This is a genomic window from Sulfitobacter sp. LC.270.F.C4 (assembly GCF_032922545.1).
GTDB classification, from domain to species: domain Bacteria; phylum Pseudomonadota; class Alphaproteobacteria; order Rhodobacterales; family Rhodobacteraceae; genus Sulfitobacter; species Sulfitobacter profundi.
This window is the reverse complement of sequence record NZ_CP136692.1, coordinates 3,463,666-3,483,069: the sequence shown is the minus strand read 5'-3', so window position 1 is coordinate 3,483,069 and position 19,404 is coordinate 3,463,666. Positions and strand designations below refer to the sequence as shown.

17 protein-coding genes and 1 riboswitch are annotated in these 19,404 nt (G+C 63.2%); of the genes, 9 read left to right on the top strand and 8 right to left on the bottom strand.

The window, feature by feature from the left end; translation table 11 throughout:
- Positions 1-71: 71 nt before the first annotated feature.
- Both R1T45_RS20740 and R1T45_RS20735 read right to left on the bottom strand, forming a co-directional pair.
- Entirely contained in the window at positions 72-752 is a 681-nt protein-coding gene (locus R1T45_RS20740; RefSeq protein WP_132444760.1) for a DUF1236 domain-containing protein, read from the bottom strand.
- Between the two features lie 230 nt (positions 753-982).
- The gene (locus R1T45_RS20735; RefSeq protein ID WP_317390146.1) at positions 983-2,458 is read right to left on the bottom strand and encodes a nitrilase-related carbon-nitrogen hydrolase; all 1,476 of its coding nucleotides are present in this window, start codon (positions 2,456-2,458) and stop codon (positions 983-985) included.
- A gap of 204 nt (positions 2,459-2,662) precedes the next feature.
- Here R1T45_RS20735 and R1T45_RS20730 point away from each other — a divergent pair, with 204 nt between their 5' ends.
- Together R1T45_RS20730 and gltX are read left to right on the top strand one after the other, a co-directional pair.
- Positions 2,663-4,261 carry a 2-isopropylmalate synthase gene (locus R1T45_RS20730; RefSeq protein WP_317390145.1) on the top strand — a complete coding sequence of 533 codons (1,599 nt, stop codon included), beginning with the start codon at positions 2,663-2,665 and terminating at the stop codon, positions 4,259-4,261.
- A gap of 65 nt (positions 4,262-4,326) precedes the next feature.
- The gene (gltX, locus tag R1T45_RS20725) at positions 4,327-5,664 is read left to right on the top strand and encodes a glutamate--tRNA ligase (protein ID WP_317390144.1); all 1,338 of its coding nucleotides are present in this window, start codon (positions 4,327-4,329) and stop codon (positions 5,662-5,664) included.
- Between the two features lie 73 nt (positions 5,665-5,737).
- Here gltX and R1T45_RS20720 read toward each other — a convergent pair whose 3' ends face one another.
- Positions 5,738-6,328, bottom strand: coding sequence for a gamma-glutamylcyclotransferase family protein (locus tag R1T45_RS20720; protein ID WP_317390143.1), 591 nt, complete (start codon positions 6,326-6,328; stop codon positions 5,738-5,740).
- A 98-nt stretch (positions 6,329-6,426) separates the two neighbouring features.
- A riboswitch (glycine riboswitch) is annotated at positions 6,427-6,513 on the top strand.
- A 149-nt stretch (positions 6,514-6,662) separates the two neighbouring features.
- On the opposite strand from R1T45_RS20720, the gene gcvT reads away from it, so the two are divergent.
- The 3 genes from gcvT (at position 6,663) to gcvP (ending at position 11,136) form a co-directional block, all read left to right on the top strand.
- Entirely contained in the window at positions 6,663-7,796 is a 1,134-nt protein-coding gene (gene gcvT, locus R1T45_RS20715) for a glycine cleavage system aminomethyltransferase GcvT (protein WP_317390142.1), read from the top strand.
- A 21-nt stretch (positions 7,797-7,817) separates the two neighbouring features.
- On the top strand, positions 7,818-8,177 hold the full coding sequence (gene gcvH / locus R1T45_RS20710; protein ID WP_067623356.1) for a glycine cleavage system protein GcvH: 360 nt from the start codon (positions 7,818-7,820) through the stop codon (positions 8,175-8,177).
- A gap of 112 nt (positions 8,178-8,289) precedes the next feature.
- Complete coding sequence (gene gcvP / locus R1T45_RS20705; RefSeq protein WP_317390141.1) at positions 8,290-11,136, top strand: aminomethyl-transferring glycine dehydrogenase; 2,847 nt, start codon at positions 8,290-8,292, stop codon at positions 11,134-11,136.
- 32 nt (positions 11,137-11,168) lie between these two features.
- On the opposite strand, the gene R1T45_RS20700 is transcribed toward gcvP, so the two are convergent.
- Positions 11,169-13,700, bottom strand: a complete 2,532-nt coding sequence (locus tag R1T45_RS20700; RefSeq protein WP_317390140.1) for an ABC transporter permease — start codon at positions 13,698-13,700, stop codon at positions 11,169-11,171.
- Complete coding sequence (locus tag R1T45_RS20695; RefSeq protein WP_067623362.1) at positions 13,697-14,365, bottom strand: ABC transporter ATP-binding protein; 669 nt, start codon at positions 14,363-14,365, stop codon at positions 13,697-13,699. The genes R1T45_RS20700 and R1T45_RS20695 overlap by 4 nt, the downstream gene beginning before the upstream one ends.
- Before the next feature lie 49 nt (positions 14,366-14,414).
- Between R1T45_RS20695 and R1T45_RS20690 the strand changes: the two genes are divergently transcribed.
- Positions 14,415-15,071 carry an arylesterase gene (locus R1T45_RS20690; RefSeq protein ID WP_317390139.1) on the top strand — a complete coding sequence of 219 codons (657 nt, stop codon included), beginning with the start codon at positions 14,415-14,417 and terminating at the stop codon, positions 15,069-15,071.
- Positions 15,072-15,121: 50 nt separating this feature from the next.
- On the opposite strand, the gene R1T45_RS20685 is transcribed toward R1T45_RS20690, so the two are convergent.
- A complete protein-coding gene (locus R1T45_RS20685) occupies positions 15,122-15,328 on the bottom strand; it encodes a cold-shock protein (RefSeq protein ID WP_067623368.1) in 207 nt (68 codons plus the stop codon).
- Between R1T45_RS20685 and R1T45_RS20680 the strand changes: the two genes are divergently transcribed.
- From R1T45_RS20680 to preA, 3 genes are read left to right on the top strand one after another with little or no spacing between them, the layout of a single operon-like run.
- Entirely contained in the window at positions 15,327-15,599 is a 273-nt protein-coding gene (locus R1T45_RS20680; RefSeq protein ID WP_150121181.1) for a hypothetical protein, read from the top strand. The genes R1T45_RS20685 and R1T45_RS20680 overlap by 2 nt on opposite strands.
- 60 nt (positions 15,600-15,659) lie before the next feature.
- The gene (locus R1T45_RS20675; protein WP_067938604.1) at positions 15,660-16,991 is read left to right on the top strand and encodes an NAD(P)-dependent oxidoreductase; all 1,332 of its coding nucleotides are present in this window, start codon (positions 15,660-15,662) and stop codon (positions 16,989-16,991) included.
- 25 nt (positions 16,992-17,016) lie between these two features.
- Positions 17,017-18,330: an NAD-dependent dihydropyrimidine dehydrogenase subunit PreA gene (preA, locus tag R1T45_RS20670; protein ID WP_120350163.1), complete on the top strand. Its 1,314-nt coding sequence runs from the start codon at positions 17,017-17,019 to the stop codon at positions 18,328-18,330.
- 21 nt (positions 18,331-18,351) lie between these two features.
- Here the strand turns inward: preA and R1T45_RS20665 are convergent, their stop codons facing one another.
- Together R1T45_RS20665 and R1T45_RS20660 are read right to left on the bottom strand one after the other, a co-directional pair.
- Positions 18,352-18,567, bottom strand: coding sequence for a hypothetical protein (locus R1T45_RS20665; RefSeq protein ID WP_067937291.1), 216 nt, complete (start codon positions 18,565-18,567; stop codon positions 18,352-18,354).
- A gap of 98 nt (positions 18,568-18,665) precedes the next feature.
- Entirely contained in the window at positions 18,666-19,304 is a 639-nt protein-coding gene (locus tag R1T45_RS20660) for a TetR family transcriptional regulator C-terminal domain-containing protein (RefSeq protein ID WP_132444740.1), read from the bottom strand.
- Between the last annotated feature and the right edge of the window lie 100 nt (positions 19,305-19,404).

Here is a 19,404-nt window from a genome sequence, read left to right as displayed (position 1 = left end):
GGCCCGGAGATCACTCTCCGAGCCTTCTTTGTCCAAATCTATGGTGGCTTAGCGCAGCACGTTATTGCAGCTTAGCGCACAACGTCGACGATCAGGTTCGTCTCGTTGTCAACGATCACGGTCGCGCCGTTGATGTTGACATAGCGGTATGTGGTTTCCGGGACCTCATAGGTGGTCACGGTCGTGGGGATGCCCGCGCCGACCACCACTTCACCGTCGAGGTACACGGTATCAACCGGGTTCTCACGGACGTAGGTGATGGTGGATTCCTCTGGCTCAGCAGCGGCGGAACCTGCCGCACCACCTGCGATGCCACCGGCGATGATGCCGCCAATCGGGCCACCAACGGCATAGGCTGTTAGCGCGCCAAGGGTCGCACCGGCAGCAGCGCCTTCGGTCTCATTCTCGGCGGTGCCATCGGGGTCTTCATAGGTCACGGTCCCCACTTCGACGGTCGCGGGGCGGGTGGTCAGGGCCACGGCCTGCTCTTCAACTTCAACGGCGAGGTAATCAGAGTAGGACCAGCCCATCGTGTCGCCGAAATTGACCCGGCACCAGGATTGGCCGTCAAGGCAGCCTTCCACCATAGTGGCTTCGCCACCGGGGATGACACCGACGATGTCGTACTGCGGGCCGGGGCCCGAACGGATGTTGAGATCGGTTGCGGCATAGGCTTCGGCAGACTGTGCATAGACAGGTGCAGCGGCACCCAAAGCGATGGCAGATACCATTCCAAGTTTAACGATATTCATCTCTTAACCCTTTCTGTTCGGCGGGAGTGCCCTGCGGGAAATCCAGCGCCGTTGTTGGTCGTGTTTGGACAACTGTGGGGGAAAGGGTTCGTTCCCCCATGAAGCACGGAGCGCCCGGTTTTTGGCTCCCATTGGTCAATAATTGGGCGCTAACCTGCTGGCAGGTGGCGGGAAGTCGCTTGCCTCTGGCGCTCAGGGAAAAGTGGGAAACCAGAGAGGTGATCTCGGCGTTATGAGCCATCGCGCCAGTGGGCGGGGTAGGGGGGCTCTGGCCGCGATGCCGTGACGCGCGGGCCGGGGGCGGAGCGATTTTTCCGCGGCTGGTTGTTAAAAAGGTGCTCCGCAACCTTCTGGGCGGTCCGCTGGTCAAAGCCCTCCGCTACGCAGTCCCCCACACTACCGTTCCTTTCTTGCAAGATGCGCAGAATGTCGTCCACTGCGCTATCTACTTGCGAATGTTCCCGCTGCGGAAGCGCCGCAGAGGCTGGGCCTCGCATCCAAACGCGGTGGGTCACGTTGCGCCATTGGCAAAGGGCAAGCACCTCGGTCTGGTACAGGTCTTTGATCGGATTGAAATCGCCCGGCACCGCGCTCTGTCCCATGGCGGCCGCAGATTTGTTCTGTGCCGTGAGCAACAGCTCCCCCGCGTCCTGCGCCAAAGCGCGGAGCATCAGGCCGCGCAGGGGGAGCGCGAGGCTATCGGCGCCGACCGCCGCGCCAAGCCCTGCGAGGCGGCCGTGCAGTGTGGACTGTAAATCACCCCCCACCGGGACCGCGATCTGGCGGACATTCTCGGACTCCAAAGCGTCTCCTGCGATCGTCGCGGCCAGCGCGGCATCACGCCCCTCGGTCTGTTCGACCAGCACCTTAGAGGCTCCGGCTTTGGCGACATAATCCCGCAGGCCGACAACCAAAGCGCGGTAATCCCGCTCCAGCGCGCTTGGCTGCGGCGCGAGGTCTCCGGCCACGATCTGCCAACCCTCCGGTGCGCGTTCCAGATCGACATGGGCAATGGCCCTGTCAAAGGCAGGCAGGTGCAGCGCCAGCTTGCCACCGGGGTTCAGCGCGAAGGACGCGCCGTCAAAGACCGCCTCGTCCTGCCCCCCGACCATATTGAGGCTGATCAGCGGCAACTCCGTCTCGATCACCCGCGCGACCATATGATTCAGCCGCCTGTCCATTGCGCCGCGTTGATGTGGGGCCGCATTAGGGATCAAAAGGAATTCGGCCCCCGTTTCGGCCTGCGTCTCGGCCACATCGCCAGTCCAGCCATCCGCCCCGATGGGGGAACCGATGCGCAGCCCCTCAACAGCATAGGGGCCACTGATCGGGCCTGCATCAAAGTGAGAGTGCCGCGCGGGGCTGTGTTGAAGCACCCGCTGGGCGATCTTGCCACCCTGCAGGATGAGGTAGGCGTTATGAAGTTTCGCCCCCTCGACCCAAGGCGCGCCAAGCGCCAAGGCGGGGCCATCGGCGCAATGGGCGGCGAGCGCCTCAAGATGGGTCACGACATCGCGTTGAAAGGCCGGGTTGTGCAGCAGCGCTTTCGCATCATGCCCGGTCAGGAACAGTTCGGGCAGGGCGACCAATTGCGCGCCCGCGTCGCGCCCGGCCTGCCAAGCCTCGCGCGCCAGTGCCGCGTTTCCCGGCAGGTCGCCGACGGTCGGGTTCAATTGCCCGAGGGTGAGGCGAAAACGGTCTGACATGCAAAGGCTCCGGGCTGGCTGGTGTGGGTTGGATGTAGCAGATCGGGCCGAGGGCGAAACCCCTGCGCGCAGGCTGGCCCGCCGCACCCGGTGCGCGGGATCCGCCGAAACCGGCACGCCTGTCCTGCAAACACGTTGCCTCTGCCCTCTATCACCCGTAACCTCAGGGCAAATGACACCTAACGAGATCGGGAAATTCCGCCCATGTTGCACCGCAGCTTGCCCCTCTGTCTGATCGCTCTTCTGGCCACGCCGCTTGCGGCGCAGGACGGGCAGGTGCTGACCAAGGAATATGACGACGGTGGCATCTATGAAGGCACCTTTCAGGGCGGCCTTCAACATGGCAGCGGCACCTATAAGCTCCCCAATGGTTATGAATATTCCGGTGAGTGGGTCGAGGGCGAGATCAAGGGCGAAGGCGTCGCACGTTTTCCAAACGGATCGGTCTATGAGGGTAACTTTGCCAAGGGCAAGCCCGAAGGTCTGGGCAAGATCACCTTTGCCGATGGCGGCACCTATGAGGGCGAATGGGAAGCCGGCGCAATCATGGGCCAAGGCGTGGCGATCTACGCCAATGGCGTGCGCTATGAGGGTGAATTCCGCAATGCCAAACACCACGGCAAGGGCGTGATGCAAAGCCCCGGCGGCTATGAGTACAAGGGCGACTGGGTTGATGGCGTCAAACAGGGCGTCGGCACGATCACCTACCCCGATGGCGCGGTCTATGAAGGCGAGATCGAAGGCGGCAAACGCAGTGGCGAGGGCACGCTGACCATGCCCGACGGGTTGGTCTATGTGGGCCTGTGGAAAGACGGCCAGATCGACGGGACCGGCACGCTGACCCAGCCCAACGGCGATATCTACGAAGGCACGCTGGTCGCGGGCCGCCGTGAAGGCAAGGGCAAGGTCACCTATGAAAACGGCGACACCTATGAAGGCGACTTCAAGGATGACCGCCGCGACGGGCAAGGCACGTTTACTGGCACCGATGGCTATGTCTACACCGGCTCTTGGGTCGCCGGGCAGATCGAGGGGGAGGGTCAGGTGACCTATCCCGACGGATCGGTTTACGTTGGCACCTTCCGCAATGATCTGGCCGATGGCACGGGCAAGATCACCTATCCCGATGGATCGACCTATGAGGGCGCTTGGGTGGCAGGCGTGATCGAAGGCGAAGGCATCGCGACCTATACCAATGGCGTGGTCTATGAGGGCGAATTCAAAGATGCCCGCAACCATGGCCAAGGGGTGATGACCTATGCCGATGGCTACCGCTATGAGGGCGGCTGGCAGGACGGTCAGCGCCATGGTCAGGGCAAGGCGACCTATCCCGACGGCACAGTCTATGAAGGTGCGTTCAGGAATGGGCAGCGTCACGGTCAGGGCAAGATCACCATGGCCAGCGGTTTCGTCTACGAAGGCGAGTGGACCGAGGGAGAGATCGAAGGGCAGGGCGTGGCGACCTATGCCAATGGCGATGTCTATGAGGGCACGTTCAAAGCGGGCAAGCGGCAGGGCAGCGGCACCATGCGCTATGCCAGCGGCGAGGAAGCCTCGGGCGATTGGGAGAACGGCGCGTTGAGCGATGGGACCGCCGGGGCGGCCTCCGACACCGCAGCAGATCCCGCAGCCGGCACCGCCTCTGGCGCCGCGGCGGAGACTCCTGCGGACGAAGCACAGCCTGCAGATGCGGCACCGGCAGCGGCAGACGCCCCCGATGAGGGCGTGTCAGACGACGGCACCGACGCCGACACCTCTGAGGTTGTGCCCGCCCCGACTGGCACCGCGGCAGACGGCGGCTGACCCCCGCCTTTGCTGGACAACGCCCGCGCCCTGTGGCAAGCCCGCGCGCAACAGGAGTACGCCAGATGTCCAACCCAACGATCACCCGTTTCGCCCCGTCCCCCACTGGCTATATCCACGTGGGCAACCTGCGCACCGCGCTGATGAACTACCTCATCGCGCGCAAGGCGGGCGGCACTTTCATCCTGCGCATCGACGACACCGATCCCGAGCGCAGCCGCGAAGAATACGTCGACGGCATCAAGCAAGACCTCGAATGGTTGGGCTTGGAATGGGACCGGGTCGAGCGACAGTCAGAGCGGTTGGACCGCTACCATACCGCCGCCGAAGACCTGCGCGAAAAGGGCCGTTTCTACGAGGCGTTCGAGACGCCGACAGAGCTGGACCTCAAGCGCAAGAAGCAGCTCAACATGGGCAAGCCGCCGGTCTATGACCGCGCCGCGCTGAACCTCTCCGACGATGAGAAAGCCGCGCTGCGTGCCGAGCGTGGCGATGGCGTTTGGCGGTTCAAGCTCGATCACCAGCGGATCGAATGGGACGACGGTATCTTGGGCGATATTTCCATCGACGCGGCCTCGGTTAGTGACCCCGTACTCATTCGTGGCGATGGGCAGATCCTTTATACCTTGGCGAGCGTCGTGGATGACACCGAAATGGGCGTGACCCATGTGGTGCGCGGGTCGGACCATGTGACCAACACCGCGACCCAGATCCAGATCATGCAGGCGCTCGGCAATGGGGCGGTGCCCTCGTTCGCGCACCACTCGCTGCTCACCGGCCCGCAGGGCGAGGCGCTGAGCAAGCGCCTTGGCACGCTGGCCCTGCGTGATCTGCGCGAGCAGGGGGTTCAGCCCTTCGCGCTGCTGAGCCTGATGGCGCGGTTGGGATCGTCTGATCCGGTGGAGCTGCGCACGGATATGGCGGAGTTGATCGAGGGTTTCGACATCAACCGCTTCGGCTCGGCGCCGACCAAGTTCGATGTGCAGGATCTGTTCCCGCTGACAGGGCGGTATTTGCAGCAACTGCCGCTTGAGGCCGTGAAAGACGACATCACCGCCCTTGGCGTGCCGGAAGACAAAGCCGCGCAGTTCTGGGCGGTCACGCGCGAGAATATCTCGACGCTGAAGGATTTGGGTCCGTGGTGGGCTATGTTCCGCGACGGGGCCGAGCCGGTGATTGCCGAGGACGACCGCGAATTCGTGGCTCAGGCCATGCTGCTGCTGCCGGAGATGCCCTTTGATGAAACCACGTGGTCAAGCTGGACCGCCGCGGTCAAAGAAGCCACCGGGCGCAAGGGACGTGGGTTGTTCCGGCCCCTGCGTTTGGCGCTGACGGGGCAGGAACACGGGCCAGAGATGGCGCAGGTTCTGCCGTTGCTCCAGACCGTCAAAGCACGCGGCTGAGGCGGGCCGAGGGCATTCGGGGGCGCTGCCCCCGGACCCCCGCGGGTATTTGAAAGAGGATGAATTAGAGCGGTCAGAAGTTCTTCTTTGTGAAGGGGACTTCGTCGCGTAATTTCACCTGTAGCGACAAGCGGTCGATGTGGTGATCGACCACGGCCGTTTCTTCTGGCGTTAGGGTCTGGTGGCGCGGGTAAAGGGGCGCTGCGCGGTCGTTCAGGATAGGTGTGTCCCAGCCTTCGGTGGTGTCAAAAAAGCGCGCCGCTCCATCGGTGCCGAACTCGCGCAGGAAGCCTTGGACCACAACATCAAGATAGCTCAGAAGGATGACGTGATCGCCGTGGTCGACCGCGATTTCGAGCGGGATGGCGTAATGGGCGATGTCGGGTGCGGGGACCAGATCATGGACCACGGCGCCGCCTGAGGCGTGGCGTTCGTAGCTGTATTCACGCTGGTCCAGCGCCGCCCAATCCGCGCCCGGCACGGCAGCGATGAGCCCGTCGATGCGGGTGCTTTGATCTTGCACCACAGAGAGGTAGACGATGTCGCGCCCTTCGGCGCGGACCCATTTGCGCCGCCAGCCGTCGAGCCGGGCGGGCCGGGCGTCGGGGTAGCTGTGGGTGTTGCGATTCACGAGGCTGCCGTAGCCGAAAAAATAGGGGGTCATGCGCGAAAGGTCCTGTATTTGTCGCGCGCACCAAAACATGTGTCGTATCCGGCCACAAGCATGGTTGACGCAGAGGTATGCGGCGGCATACGAAAGGCCCAATCGTCACGGGAGAATCGGTTAACGCCGATGCCGAAGGAGCAACCGCCCCGGAAACTCTCAGGCCCCAGGACCGTGACGTGACCAAGACTTTGGAGAGATGCGCGGATGCGCACGCCGAAGGGATAACGATCTCAGGCGGAAGGACAGAGGGGGCATCATGCGCAGCGTTAGCGGCGCTAAGGTGCCGGCGTGGTCAAAAGGTCATCCGGAAGCGACAGGAAAGGCGAACTGGATGAGCGATCTCAAGCAGACGGCATTGCATGATTTGCATGTGGAACTGGGGGCCAAGATGGTGCCCTTTGCGGGCTATTCAATGCCCGTCCAATACCCCCTTGGCGTGATGAAAGAGCATCTGCACACCCGCGCCGCCGCCGGGATGTTTGATGTGAGTCACATGGGGCAGGTCGTGCTGCGGGCCAAGTCTGGCAGCTATGAAGATGTGGCCTTGGCGATGGAGAGCCTCGTGCCGGTTGATGTGCTGGGGCTTGCCGAGATGCGCCAGCGTTATGCGATGTTTACGGATGCCACGGGTGGTATCTTGGACGATCTGATGTTGGCCAATCTGGGTGATCATTTGTTCGTTGTTGTGAATGCCGGGTGCAAGGATGATGACATCGCCCTGATGAAAGAGGCGTTGTCGGATCGTTGTGAGATCGAAGTGCTCGAAGATCGTGCGCTGCTGGCCTTGCAGGGGCCGCAGGCCGAAGCGGCGCTGGCCCGGTTGCAGCCCTTGGTGGCGGATATGAAATTTATGGATGTGGCCAAGGATGTCGACATTGACGGGATCACCGTCACCCTGTCGCGCTCGGGCTATACGGGCGAGGACGGCTACGAGATTTCGGTCGCGAATGAAGATGCCGTGGCCTTGGCGCGCAAGCTTTTGGCGCTGGAAGAGGTCGAGCCCATCGGTCTGGGCGCGCGTGACAGTCTGCGGTTGGAGGGCGGGTTGTGCCTTTATGGTCATGACATCGACACCACCACCACGCCGGTTGAGGCGGCGCTGAACTGGGCGATCCAGAAGGTACGGCGCAATGATGGCGAGCGTGCGGGCGGTTTTCCGGGTGCGGGCGTGATCTTGCAACAACTGGCCGATGGGGCGCCGCGCAAGCGGGTGGGGCTGCTGCCCGAAGGCCGGGCGCCGATGCGCGAAGGTGTGGCGATTTTCGATGCAGCCGGGGGCGGCAATGAGGTTGGCACAGTAACCTCTGGCGGCTTTGGTCCGACGGTTGGCGGCCCGGTTGCCATGGGCTATGTCAGCGCCGAGCATGCAAAGGTCGACACGCCGCTTTGGGGCGAGGTGCGCGGCAAGCGCTTGCCACTGACTGTCACGAAAATGCCGTTCGTCGCGGCGAACTTCAAACGCTGAATCTACACAGGGAAATCCGATATGAAATTTACCGAAGAACATGAATGGCTGCGCGTCGAGGGTGACGAAGTGGTCGTGGGCATCACCACACACGCCGCCGAGCAGTTGGGCGATGTCGTATTCGTGGAACTGCCCGACGAAGGCACCACCGTCAGCAAGGATGACGAGGTTGTGGTGATCGAATCCGTCAAGGCGGCGTCGGACATCCTCGCCCCGATCGACGGTGAGATCACCGAGGTGAACAGCACGCTTACGGACAACCCCAGCATGGTCAACGATGACCCGCAGGGCGATGCATGGTTCTTCAAGATGAAGTTCACCGATGCCAGCCAGATGGACGACTTCATGGACGAAGCCGCCTACCAGAAATTCATCGGCTAAACCGCCGCGCGTGCCGGGGGACCGGCGCGCGGCTGATTACCTGCGTCGCCCGCTTTGGGCGGCGCGCCACAAACAGGGGGCGCCGCTGCCGCGCCGTGACGAGGAACCCGACATGAGCTTCAAGCCCACCGATTATCTGCCCTATGATTTCGCCAACCGGCGTCACATTGGCCCGTCCCCTTCCGAAATGTCGCAGATGCTCGACACCGTGGGCGCCGAAAGCCTTGATGCGCTGATCGACGACACGTTACCCAAGGCGATCCGTGCGAAACAGCCGCTTGATTTCGGCAAGGCGATGAGCGAGCGCGAGGTGCTTGAGCACATGCGCAAGGTTGCGGGCAAGAACAAGGTGCTCACCAGCCTGATCGGGCAGGGCTATCACGGCACCGTCACGCCTCCGGCGATCCAGCGGAATATTCTTGAGAACCCCGCGTGGTACACCGCCTACACGCCCTATCAGCCCGAAATTTCGCAGGGCCGCCTGGAAGCGTTGCTCAATTTCCAGACGATGGTGAGCGACCTTACCGGGTTGGAAATCGCCAATGCGTCGCTTCTGGATGAGGCCACCGCCTGCGCCGAGGCGATGACCATGGCGCTGCGCAGTTCGAAATCCAAGGCCAAGGGCTTCTTTATCGATAGCAATTGCCACCCGCAAAACATCGCCGTGATGAAGACCCGGGCCGAGCCTTTGGGCATTGAGGTCATCGTCGGTGAACCCGAAGAGATGGACGCGGAAAAGGTTTTTGGCGCGATCTTCCAGTATCCGGGCACCTACGGCCATGTGCGCGACTTCACCGATCACATGGCGGCCCTGCATGAGGCCAAGGCCGTCGGCATCGTCACCGCCGACCCATTGTCGCTGACCCTGCTGAAAGAGCCGGGCGCGATGGGGGCCGACATCGCCGTGGGCAGCACGCAGCGTTTTGGCGTGCCTGAGGGCTATGGCGGCCCGCACGCTGCTTATATGGCCTGCAAGGATTCCATGAAGCGCGCCATGCCGGGGCGGATTGTCGGCGTGTCCATCGACGCCCATGGCAACCGCGCCTACCGTCTGTCGCTGCAAACCCGCGAGCAACACATCCGCCGCGAGAAGGCGACCTCGAACGTTTGCACTGCGCAGGCGCTGCTGGCCGTGATGGCCTCGATGTATGCCGTGTTCCACGGGCCGGAAGGCTTGAAAGCCATCGCGCAGCGCATCCACCGCAAGACAGTGCGTCTGGCGAAGGGCCTGGAGGCCGCTGGCTTTGACGTGCAGCCCGAGAGCTATTTCGACACGGTCACCGTTGAGGTCGGCCCCTTGCAGGCCGCGGTGATGAAATCCGCCGTGGACGAAGGCATCAACCTGCGCCGTGTGGGCGGGACCAAAGTGGGCATCACGCTGGACGAGCGCACCCGCCCCGACACCATCGAAGCGGTCTGGCGCGCCTTTGGCATCCGTCAGGCGGATGATGATTTCACGCCTGAGTACCGTCTGCCCGACGCGATGGTCCGCACGAGCGACTACCTCACCCACCCGATTTTCCACATGAACCGGGCCGAGACCGAGATGATGCGCTACATGCGCCGCTTGGCCGACCGTGATCTGGCGCTGGACCGGGCGATGATCCCGCTGGGGTCTTGCACGATGAAGTTGAACTCGGCGGCTGAGATGATGCCGGTGACGTGGCGTGAATTTTCGCTGATCCATCCCTTCGTGCCCGCCGATCAGGCGCTTGGCTATCAGGAAATGATCGACGATCTGTCGGACAAACTGTGCGAGATCACCGGCTATGACGCGATTTCGATGCAGCCGAACTCGGGCGCGCAGGGCGAATATGCGGGGCTCTTGACCATCGCCGCCTATCACCGCGCCAAGGGCGAGGGGCATCGCAACATCTGCCTTATTCCGATGAGCGCCCATGGCACCAACCCGGCCTCCGCGCAGATGGTGGGTTGGAAGGTCGTGGTCATCAAGACCGCCGCCAACGGTGACATCGACCTTGACGATTTCCGCGCCAAGGCCGAGCAGCACAGCGAAAACCTTGCCGGTTGCATGATCACTTACCCGTCGACCCACGGCGTGTTCGAGGAAACCGTGCATGAGGTGACCAAGATCACCCATGACCACGGCGGCCAAGTCTATATCGACGGCGCCAATATGAACGCGATGGTGGGCCTGTCGCGCCCCGGCGATCTGGGCGGCGACGTGAGCCACCTCAACCTGCACAAGACCTTCTGCATCCCGCATGGCGGCGGCGGCCCCGGCATGGGTCCGATCGGTGTGAAATCGCATCTGATCGCGCATCTGCCGGGCCACCCGAACGAAGAGGGGGCCGCGGTCTCGGCGGCGCCTTACGGCTCGCCCTCGCTGTTGCCGATCTCTTGGTCTTACTGCCTGATGATGGGCGGTGACGGTCTGACGCAGGCGACCCGCGCCGCGATCCTCAATGCCAACTACATCGCCAAGCGTCTCGAAGGGGCCTATGACGTGCTGTATAAAGGGCCGAGCGGTCGGGTGGCGCATGAGTGCATCATCGACGTGCGCCCCTATGAGGAAACCGCGGGCATCACCAACGAAGACGTCGCCAAGCGGCTGGTTGACTGCGGCTTCCACGCGCCAACGATGTCTTGGCCGGTGGCGGGCACGCTAATGGTGGAGCCGACGGAGTTTGAGACCAAGGCCGAGTTGGACCGTTTCTGCGACGCCATGCTGGCGATCCGCGAAGAGATCCGCGAGATCGAAGAGGGCCGCATGGATCGGGCCAACAATCCGCTGAAAAACGCACCGCATACGGTCGAAGATCTGGTGGTGGAATGGGGCGACCGGCCCTACAGCCGCGAGCAGGGCTGCTTCCCTCCGGGGGCCTTCCGGGTCGACAAATACTGGCCGCCGGTCAACCGTGTCGACAACGTGCACGGCGACCGCAACCTGATCTGCACCTGCCCACCGCTGGAGGACTACGCCGAAGCGGCGGAGTGATCAGACCACCAAGACAGCCAAAGGGCGCGGGATCATTCCTGCGCCCTTAGCATATCCGCAGGCCGGGCGTTCAGCGCCCTCAGCGCAAAGCCCAAGCCCGCCAAGACCGTCGCCAGCACCCCGCCTGCGATGATCATCAGCGCGTTGGGCCAGACCACGGTGAAATCGGTCTCCATCACGTAATGGCTCACCGCCCAGCCACCCGCGATGCCTGCCATCAGCGCGACGCCCCCGGCAAATAGACCCAGCAGGGCCGCACGCAGCACAAAGCTGCTGGCAATGGTTCGCCGCGAAGCGCCCATGGTTTTCAGAAGCGCCGCCTCATAGCTGCGCGCCCCCGTGCCTGCGGCTGCCGCGCCGATCAGCACCATGAAGCCGGTTGCCAGCGTCGCCAGCGCCCCGAATGAAATCGCCGAGGCCAGCCCCGCCAGCACCGCCGCCACCCGGTCGATCGCATCGCGCACCCGGATCGCGGTGATGTTGGGATAGGCTTCGGCCAGATCCCGCAGGATCGCGGTTTCGGCCTCTGGCGCGGCATAGACGGTCGAGATGAAACTATGCGGCGCGCCGGCCAGTGCAGCGGGGTTCATCGTCAGCACAAAGCCGATCCCGGCGGTCGAGAAATCAACCTCGCGGAAGCTGGTGATCTCGCCGGTGATGGCGCGGCCCAGCACGTTGAGGGTCAGGCTGTCGCCAAGGCTCAACCCCAGTTCCTCGGCCTCTTCGGCGGCAAAGCTGATCTGCGGCGGGCCGGTGTAGTCTTCGGCCCACCAGTCTCCCACCGTGATCCGCGTGTCTTCGCCCGGCTTTGCGGCATAGGTGATGCCCCGGTCGCCGCGCACCACCCAGTGATCGCCTGCCACCTCTTGGGCCGGTTGGCCGTTGATCTCGGTCACCACGCCGCGCAGCATCGGGGCGCTTTCAACCCGGCCGACCGCCGCATCGCTGTTGAGCCTTTCGGTGAAACCGTCGATCTGGTCCTTCTGGATGTCGACAAAGAAATAAGACGGCGCCACATCCGGCAGATTGCCCGAAATCGCACGGCGCAGATTGCCGTCAATCTGGCCCACTGCCGCCAAGACCGACAGGCCCAGCCCAAGCGCCAGCACCACCGCCGTGGCCCCTTCGCCCGGTCCGCCTATCGCCGCGAGCGCCCACCGCAGGCGCGGATGCCCCCGCACGCGCTTGGCTGCGGCCCGCGCGATCAGCCGCAACACGGCTGCCGCCAGCGCCAGCACCGCCAGCGTCGCCGCCAAGCCGCCAAGCGTCCAAAGCGTGAGCGACCACGATCCGTTAAACCAGCCCGCCAGCGCCAAGAGCGCGGCCAAAAGCAGCGCCATCGCCACGAGGTAGGGCGCGCCGGGCAAAGGCGATTGGCGCTGCCAATCATCGCGAAACAGGGTGGCGGCACGCACGTCAGCGCTTCGGGCCAGCGGCCAAAGGGTGAAGAGCGCGGCCGTGAGCAACCCGTATAGCGCGGCCTCGGCCAGCGGGGCGGGATAAATCGCAAAACGGGCGGGAAGGGGCAGTTGCGCTTCGATCAACGGGGAAAGCAACAGAGGCAGCCCGGCACCGATCAGCAGGCCAAACGCCACGCCCATCACGGCCAGCAGCCCGACCTGAATGAAGTAGGTCTGGAAGATCGTCGCCCGGGTTGCGCCCATGGCGCGGAAGGTGGCGATCACAGCGGTCTTGCGTTGCAGATAGGCCCGCACCGCCGCCGCGACGCCGACCCCGCCCACGGCCAGCCCCGACAGCCCCACCAGCACCAGAAAGGCGCTGAGCCGTTCGACGAAACGCGCCACGCCGGGCGCGCCGTTGCGGGCATCGGTCCAGCGCATCCCGGCGTCGGCAAACCGCGCCTCGGCCTCGGATTTCAACGGGTCAAGCGCGGTGCCTTCGGGCAGATCGAGCCGATATTTGCTGTTAAAGAGCGTCCCCGGTGCGAGCAGGCCCGAGCCATCCAGCGCGGCGCGCCGCACCAGCGTGCGAGGACCGAGCGAGAAGCCACTGGCGGCGGAATCCGGTTCGCGTTCAATCAGGGCCGTCAGGCGCAATTCGGTTTCGCCGAGGGCAAAAACATCCCCCGGGGCAAGGCCGAGCCTGTCCGACAAGGCACGTTCCATCACGGCACCGGGCCGTCCTTCGGGCCCGATCTCAAGCGCCTGCTCTAGCGGCAAGGCCGGGTCCAACAACATCTCACCGATCAATGGATAGAGGTCGTCCACCGCCTTGACCTGCGTCAGCGCGCGTTCAGAGGTGTCCCCCGCGCCGACCACGGCCATAGAGCGGAACTCAACGATTTCGGATACACGTTCGGCCCGCTCGGCCATCCACGCCTGCTCATCAGGGCTGGCCGATCGATAGGTGAAATCAAGTTCGGCATCGCCGCCCAAAAGTGCGGCACCCTCGGCTTCCAGCCCCGCTTCAATCGCAGCGCGGACCGAGCCTACGGCGGCCAAAGCGGCCACGCCGAGCGCGAGGCAGGCCAGCAGCAGACGAAAACCGCGCAATCCGCCGCGCATCTCACGGCGGGCGAAACGGGCCGCGAGGGACAGGCTCATGCGAGACGCCCGTCGGCCAATTGCACCACCCGGTCACAACGCGCGGCCAGATCGTCGGCATGGGTCACCAGCACCAGCGTCGCGCCATGGCGGTCGCGCAGCTCAAACAGCAGGTCCATGATCGCCGCGCCATTGCGGCTGTCGAGGCTGCCTGTCGGCTCATCCGCCAGCAGGATCGCCGGGCGCGGGGCGGCGGCGCGGGCGAGGGCCACGCGCTGCTGCTCGCCGCCTGACATTTGCGCAGGGTATTGATCAATCCGGTGGCCAAGACCGACGGCCTCCAACTCGCTGCGCGCGCGGTCAAAGGCGTCCTCGGCCCCCGAAAGCTCCAGCGGTGTGGCGACATTCTCCAGCGCGGTCATGGTGGGAATGAGGTGGAAGGACTGAAACACAATCCCCATGCGGCCTTGGCGAAACTGGGCCAACCCATCCTCGCGCAGCGCGCTGAGATCATGGCCAAGGGCCATGACCTTGCCGCCCGTGGCACGCTCAAGCCCGCCCATGACCATCAGCAGCGAAGATTTGCCCGATCCCGACGCCCCGGTCAGCGCGATGCTTTCCCCTTGCTGGACCTGCAGCGAAATGCCGCGCAGAATATCGACGGTTCCGGCATTGCCCTTGAGGCTTAGCGTGACATCTTGAAGGTCATAGACTGGGTCGCTCATCGGGCCGCCTTTGTTCTGAGTATCAGTTGGATATGGAGGTCCGTGAAGGATGCGCAAGGTATTGATCTGTTGTGCCTTTATTTTAGGCAGCGCGGCACAGGCCGAAGAGGTGGTGATCGCCGCCCTTGGCGACAGTCTGACCCAAGGCTATGGCCTGCCCGCCGAAGAGGGATTCGTGCCGCAATTGCAGGCGTGGCTGGATGCCGAAGGCGTTGAGGCGAAAATCGTCAATGCGGGTGTTTCGGGCGATACGACCGCAGGCGGGCGGGCGCGGGTGGATTGGACCCTGACGCCCGAAGTCGATGCGATGATCGTGACGCTCGGGGGTAATGACATGCTGCGCGGGCTGGACCCGGCGCAGGCGCGCGGCAACATCGATGACATTCTTGCGGCGGCAAAGAGCGCCGAGGTTGAGGTGCTGCTGGTCGGCATGTCGGCACCGGGCAATTACGGCGCGGGGTATAAGGCCGATTTCGAAGCGCTCTATCCCGACTTGGCCGAAGCCCATGGAACGCAGTTCTACCCGGATTTCTTTACCGGACTTCTGGCCGAGGAAAAGGGCGCGGCCAGCGCGCGGAGCGAGACGGTGCAGCGCTATTTTCAAGGGGATGGCATCCATCCCAATGCCGAAGGCGTGGCGCTGATCGTGGAGGATATTGGCCCGGCGGTGGCCAAGCTTGCCGCACAGGCCGCAGAGATCCGCTAACAAAAAACGGACGCCGCAGCGTCCGTTTCGATCATCGAAATGTGGCCCGGTCAGGCCAGCGCGATGTTGCTCGCGCTTTCGCGGCCATCACGGCCTGCTTCGACATCAAAGGTAACCTTTTGATTGTCGGCAAGCCCGGTCAGGCCTGCGCGCTCTACTGCGGAAATATGGACAAAGATGTCTTTGCCGCCGCTGTCCGGCGCGATGAAGCCGTAGCCTTTTGTCGTGTTGAACCATTTGACGGTGCCAGTAGCCATGACCCGTGTCTCCCTCTGTCTGATCTGCCCGCAACATGCGGCAGCGCGGCTCGGTCGAATTCGTGATCGCTGGAGCCTTAGGGCAGCCGGGTCGAAAAGTCTTCGCGTCGCAGTTGTGATATTGGAATCTCTATTTTTAAAATCAAGGATTTTTACGGGGCGGCATGGGGCAAGCAAGGAAGCGCCCATGAAATATAACCTGCCTGTTACAAAACTGGCAGGTGTCACGGGTTTTTCGGGAAGTCGCGCTTTTCAAAAATTTACCAGTTGATAAAAAAATGATTCCGTGTGAGCATTTTCAAAACACCAAGAAAACGACAGGGATTTTGATATGGCACGAGATGTCTTTGAGCCGGGGATCGTTCCGGGGCGGTTAGAGCCGCAGAACTACGCAGAGGGGTTTTCGGATCTCCATCCACCCTTGGACGAACATGAGGCTCTGGTCGCGGCGGACCGCTGTTACTTCTGCCATGACGCACCTTGCATGACGGCCTGTCCGACCGACATCGACATTCCGCTGTTCATCCGCCAGATCGCCACCGGCACCCCCGATGCGGCGGCCAAGACGATCCTCAGCCAGAACATCCTTGGCGGCATGTGTGCGCGGGTCTGCCCGACCGAAACGCTCTGCGAGGAGGTCTGTGTGCGTGAGGTGGCCGAGGGCAAGCCGGTGTTGATCGGCCAGTTGCAGCGTTATGCCACCGACCATTTGCAGGCCCAAGACGTGCATCCTTTTGAGCGTGCGGCCGTGACGGGCAAACGTGTTGTTGTGGTTGGTGCGGGCCCTGCGGGTCTGTCCTGCGCCCACCGTCTGGCGATGCTGGGCCATGAGGTCGAAATCCTTGATGCACGGCCCAAGCCCGGCGGGCTCAACGAATATGGCATCGCTGCTTACAAAACGCCGAACGGCTTTGCGCAGGCCGAGGTAGATTGGCTGATGCAAATCGGTGGCATCACCTTCCGGCACGAGGTCGCTGTGGGGCGCGATGTCACGCTTGAGGAATTGAAGACCGACTATGACGCGGTTTTCCTCGGCATGGGGTTGGTGGGCGTCAATGCGCTCGGCGCCGAAGGCGAGGATAAGGCCGGGGTCGCCAATGCGGTCGATTTCATCTCGGAGCTGCGCCAGTCGGGCGACATGTCAGGCGTGCCGATTGGCCGCGACGTGGTGGTGATCGGTGGCGGCATGACGGCAGTCGATGCCGCGGTGCAGGCGAAACTGCTGGGCGCGTTGAACGTGACGCTGGTCTATCGCCGTGGTCGCGACCGGATGAACGCGAGCGTGTTCGAGCAAGACCTCGCGGCCTCCAAGGGCGTGCGGATCGTGACCCATGCGGTGCCGATTGCAGTGCATGGCAATGGCTCGGTGCGCGAGATCGAGTTTGAATATGTCGATGAGGCGATGAAGGGCACCGGCCAAACCCTGCGTCTGCAAGCGGATCAAGTGTTCAAGGCCATCGGTCAAACGCTGTTGGGCGACGGGCTGCCCGATCTCGACGGGCGCAAGATCAAGGTTGATGGCACCGGGCGCACCAGTCTGGATGGCGTTTGGGCCGGGGGCGATTGCGCCAGCGGTGGTGATGACCTCACGGTGACCGCTGTGGCCGAGGGCCGCGACGCGGCGATGGACATTCACACCACATTGATGGGGGCGGCGGGCTGAGGCCGCGCCGAGAGGGAGACATAACATGGCTGATCTGAGAAGCGATTTCATCGGGATCAAATCCCCCAACCCGTTCTGGCTGGCCTCTGCCCCGCCGACGGACAAGGAATACAACGTGCGCCGCGCCTATGAGGCGGGCTGGGGCGGGGTGGTCTGGAAGACCCTCGGCATGGAAGGCCCGCCCGTGGTTAACGTCAATGGCCCGCGCTATGGCGCGATCTATGGCGCGGATCGGCGGCTGCTGGGGCTGAACAACATCGAGTTGATCACCGACCGCCCGCTGGAAGTGAACCTGCGCGAGATGAAGGCGGTGAAACGCGACTACCCGGATCGGGCGCTGATTGCCTCGATCATGGTGCCTTGCGAGGAGGAAGCGTGGAAAGCGATCCTGCCGCATGTGGAGGAAACCGGGGCCGACGGGATTGAGCTGAACTTCGGTTGTCCGCATGGCATGGCCGAGCGCGGCATGGGGTCCGCCGTGGGGCAGGTGCCGGAATATATCGAGATGGTCACCCGCTGGTGCAAGATGTACACGCGGATGCCGGTGATCGTGAAGCTGACGCCGAACATCACCAATGTGCTCTACCCCGCCGAGGCCGCCAAGCGCGGTGGCGCGGATGCGGTGAGCCTGATCAACACGATCAACTCGATCACCTCGGTCGATCTGGACCTCTTTGCGCCAGAACCGATGATCGACGGCAAGGGCACCCATGGCGGCTATTGCGGCCCGGCGGTGAAGCCGATCGCGCTCAACATGGTGGCCGAGATCGCCCGCAACCCCGAAACCCACGGCCTGCCGATCAGCGGCATCGGCGGTGTCACCACATGGCGCGACGCGGCGGAGTTCTTGGCGCTTGGCGCGGGCAACGTGCAGGTCTGCACAGCGGCGATGACCTATGGCTTCAAGGTGGTCCAAGAGATGATCTCGGGCCTGTCGGAGTATATGGACGAGAAGGGCATGACCTCGGTCGATGAGCTTGTGGGCCGCGCGGTGCCGAATGTCACCGACTGGAACCAGCTGAACCTGAACTACGTCGCCAAGGCGAAGATCGATCAGGACTTGTGCATCTCTTGTGGCCGCTGCTTTGCCGCCTGCGAGGATACCAGCCACCAAGCCATCGCCATGTCCGAGGACCGCACCTTTACCGTGATCGAAGAGGAATGCGTGGCCTGTAACCTTTGCGTCAATGTGTGTCCTGTCGAAGACTGTATCTCGATGGAAGAATTGGCCGTGGGTGCCACCGACCTGCGCACTGGCAAGACGGTGACACCGGACTACGCCAACTGGACCACGCACCCCAACAACCCCTCTGCCAAAGCGGTTGAACCGGCAGAGTAAGTCAAGGCCGCCGCCCTGCGTTCAGGAGTTTCTGCGCGACGGGGCGGTGGTTTCGGCAGATGGCTGCGGGACCATCCGTGCCAGATCGCGCCGCGCCGCAATCACTGCCATGGCCGCATCCCGCGCCATCTCTTCGCGCGGGATCGGTCGCGCGCTCGCCGCTTCATCAGACCCCTTTGCATTCAGTCCCTTCGCATTCCGCGCAGCCCCTGCGCCGTTAAAATCGCCTACATTCATCACTGCCCCTCTAACTACTAAGGAGCCCACACCCGCAGGCAGATTGCGGCGGAAATGTTAATGGGGGATTAAACGCGGTCCATCTCTGGCGGCTATGGTTAACCGTTTGCCGATGGCTCCGGCAGGTCCAAAAGCGCGCCAAACATCGCCTGAAGATGCGCCTGCGCGCGGGGGCGGGGATCGGTCTCGGGTCCGAGCAGAATTTGCGCCTGTGCCTCGAAATCCGCGTAGTGCTGCGTTGTGGCCCAGATGGAGAAAATCAGATGTTGCGGGTCCAGCGGGGGCAGTTTGCCCGCCGCCACCCAGCCCGCGATCACGGTGCATTTCTCGTCAAAGAGCGGTTTGAGGTGGCGCTTCAACTCTGGCTCGATCCGCGGCGCGCCTTGCAGAATTTCATTGGCGAAAAGCCGGCTTTCGCGCGGGAGTTCGCGCGACATGGTCAGCTTGCGCTCGACATAGTCCAAAATCTCGCGCCGGGGGTCGCCATCGGGGTCTAGCTCGACCAGCGGGTCAAGCCATGTTTCCATAAGCTGCGACAGCAAAGTGACGTGAATGTCTTCTTTGCCATTGAAGTAATAGAGAATATTCGGTTTGCTCAGCCCAGCCTCGGCGGCGATTTGATCCAGCGTGGCGCCCCGGTAGCCATGTTTCGAGAAGACTTCGAGCGCGGCATCCAGAATCACCCGGCGGTTGCGTCTTTGGATGCGGCTGGGTTTTTTGGCGGTGCTTTCGGGCAAGGCAATGATCCTTGGTGCTGCTTAAAAGGGCGTTTGCCGGATCGGCGGCGGGTTGTTTCAAACCAGTTCTTGACAGAGCCTAACCTAATCGCAATCGTGG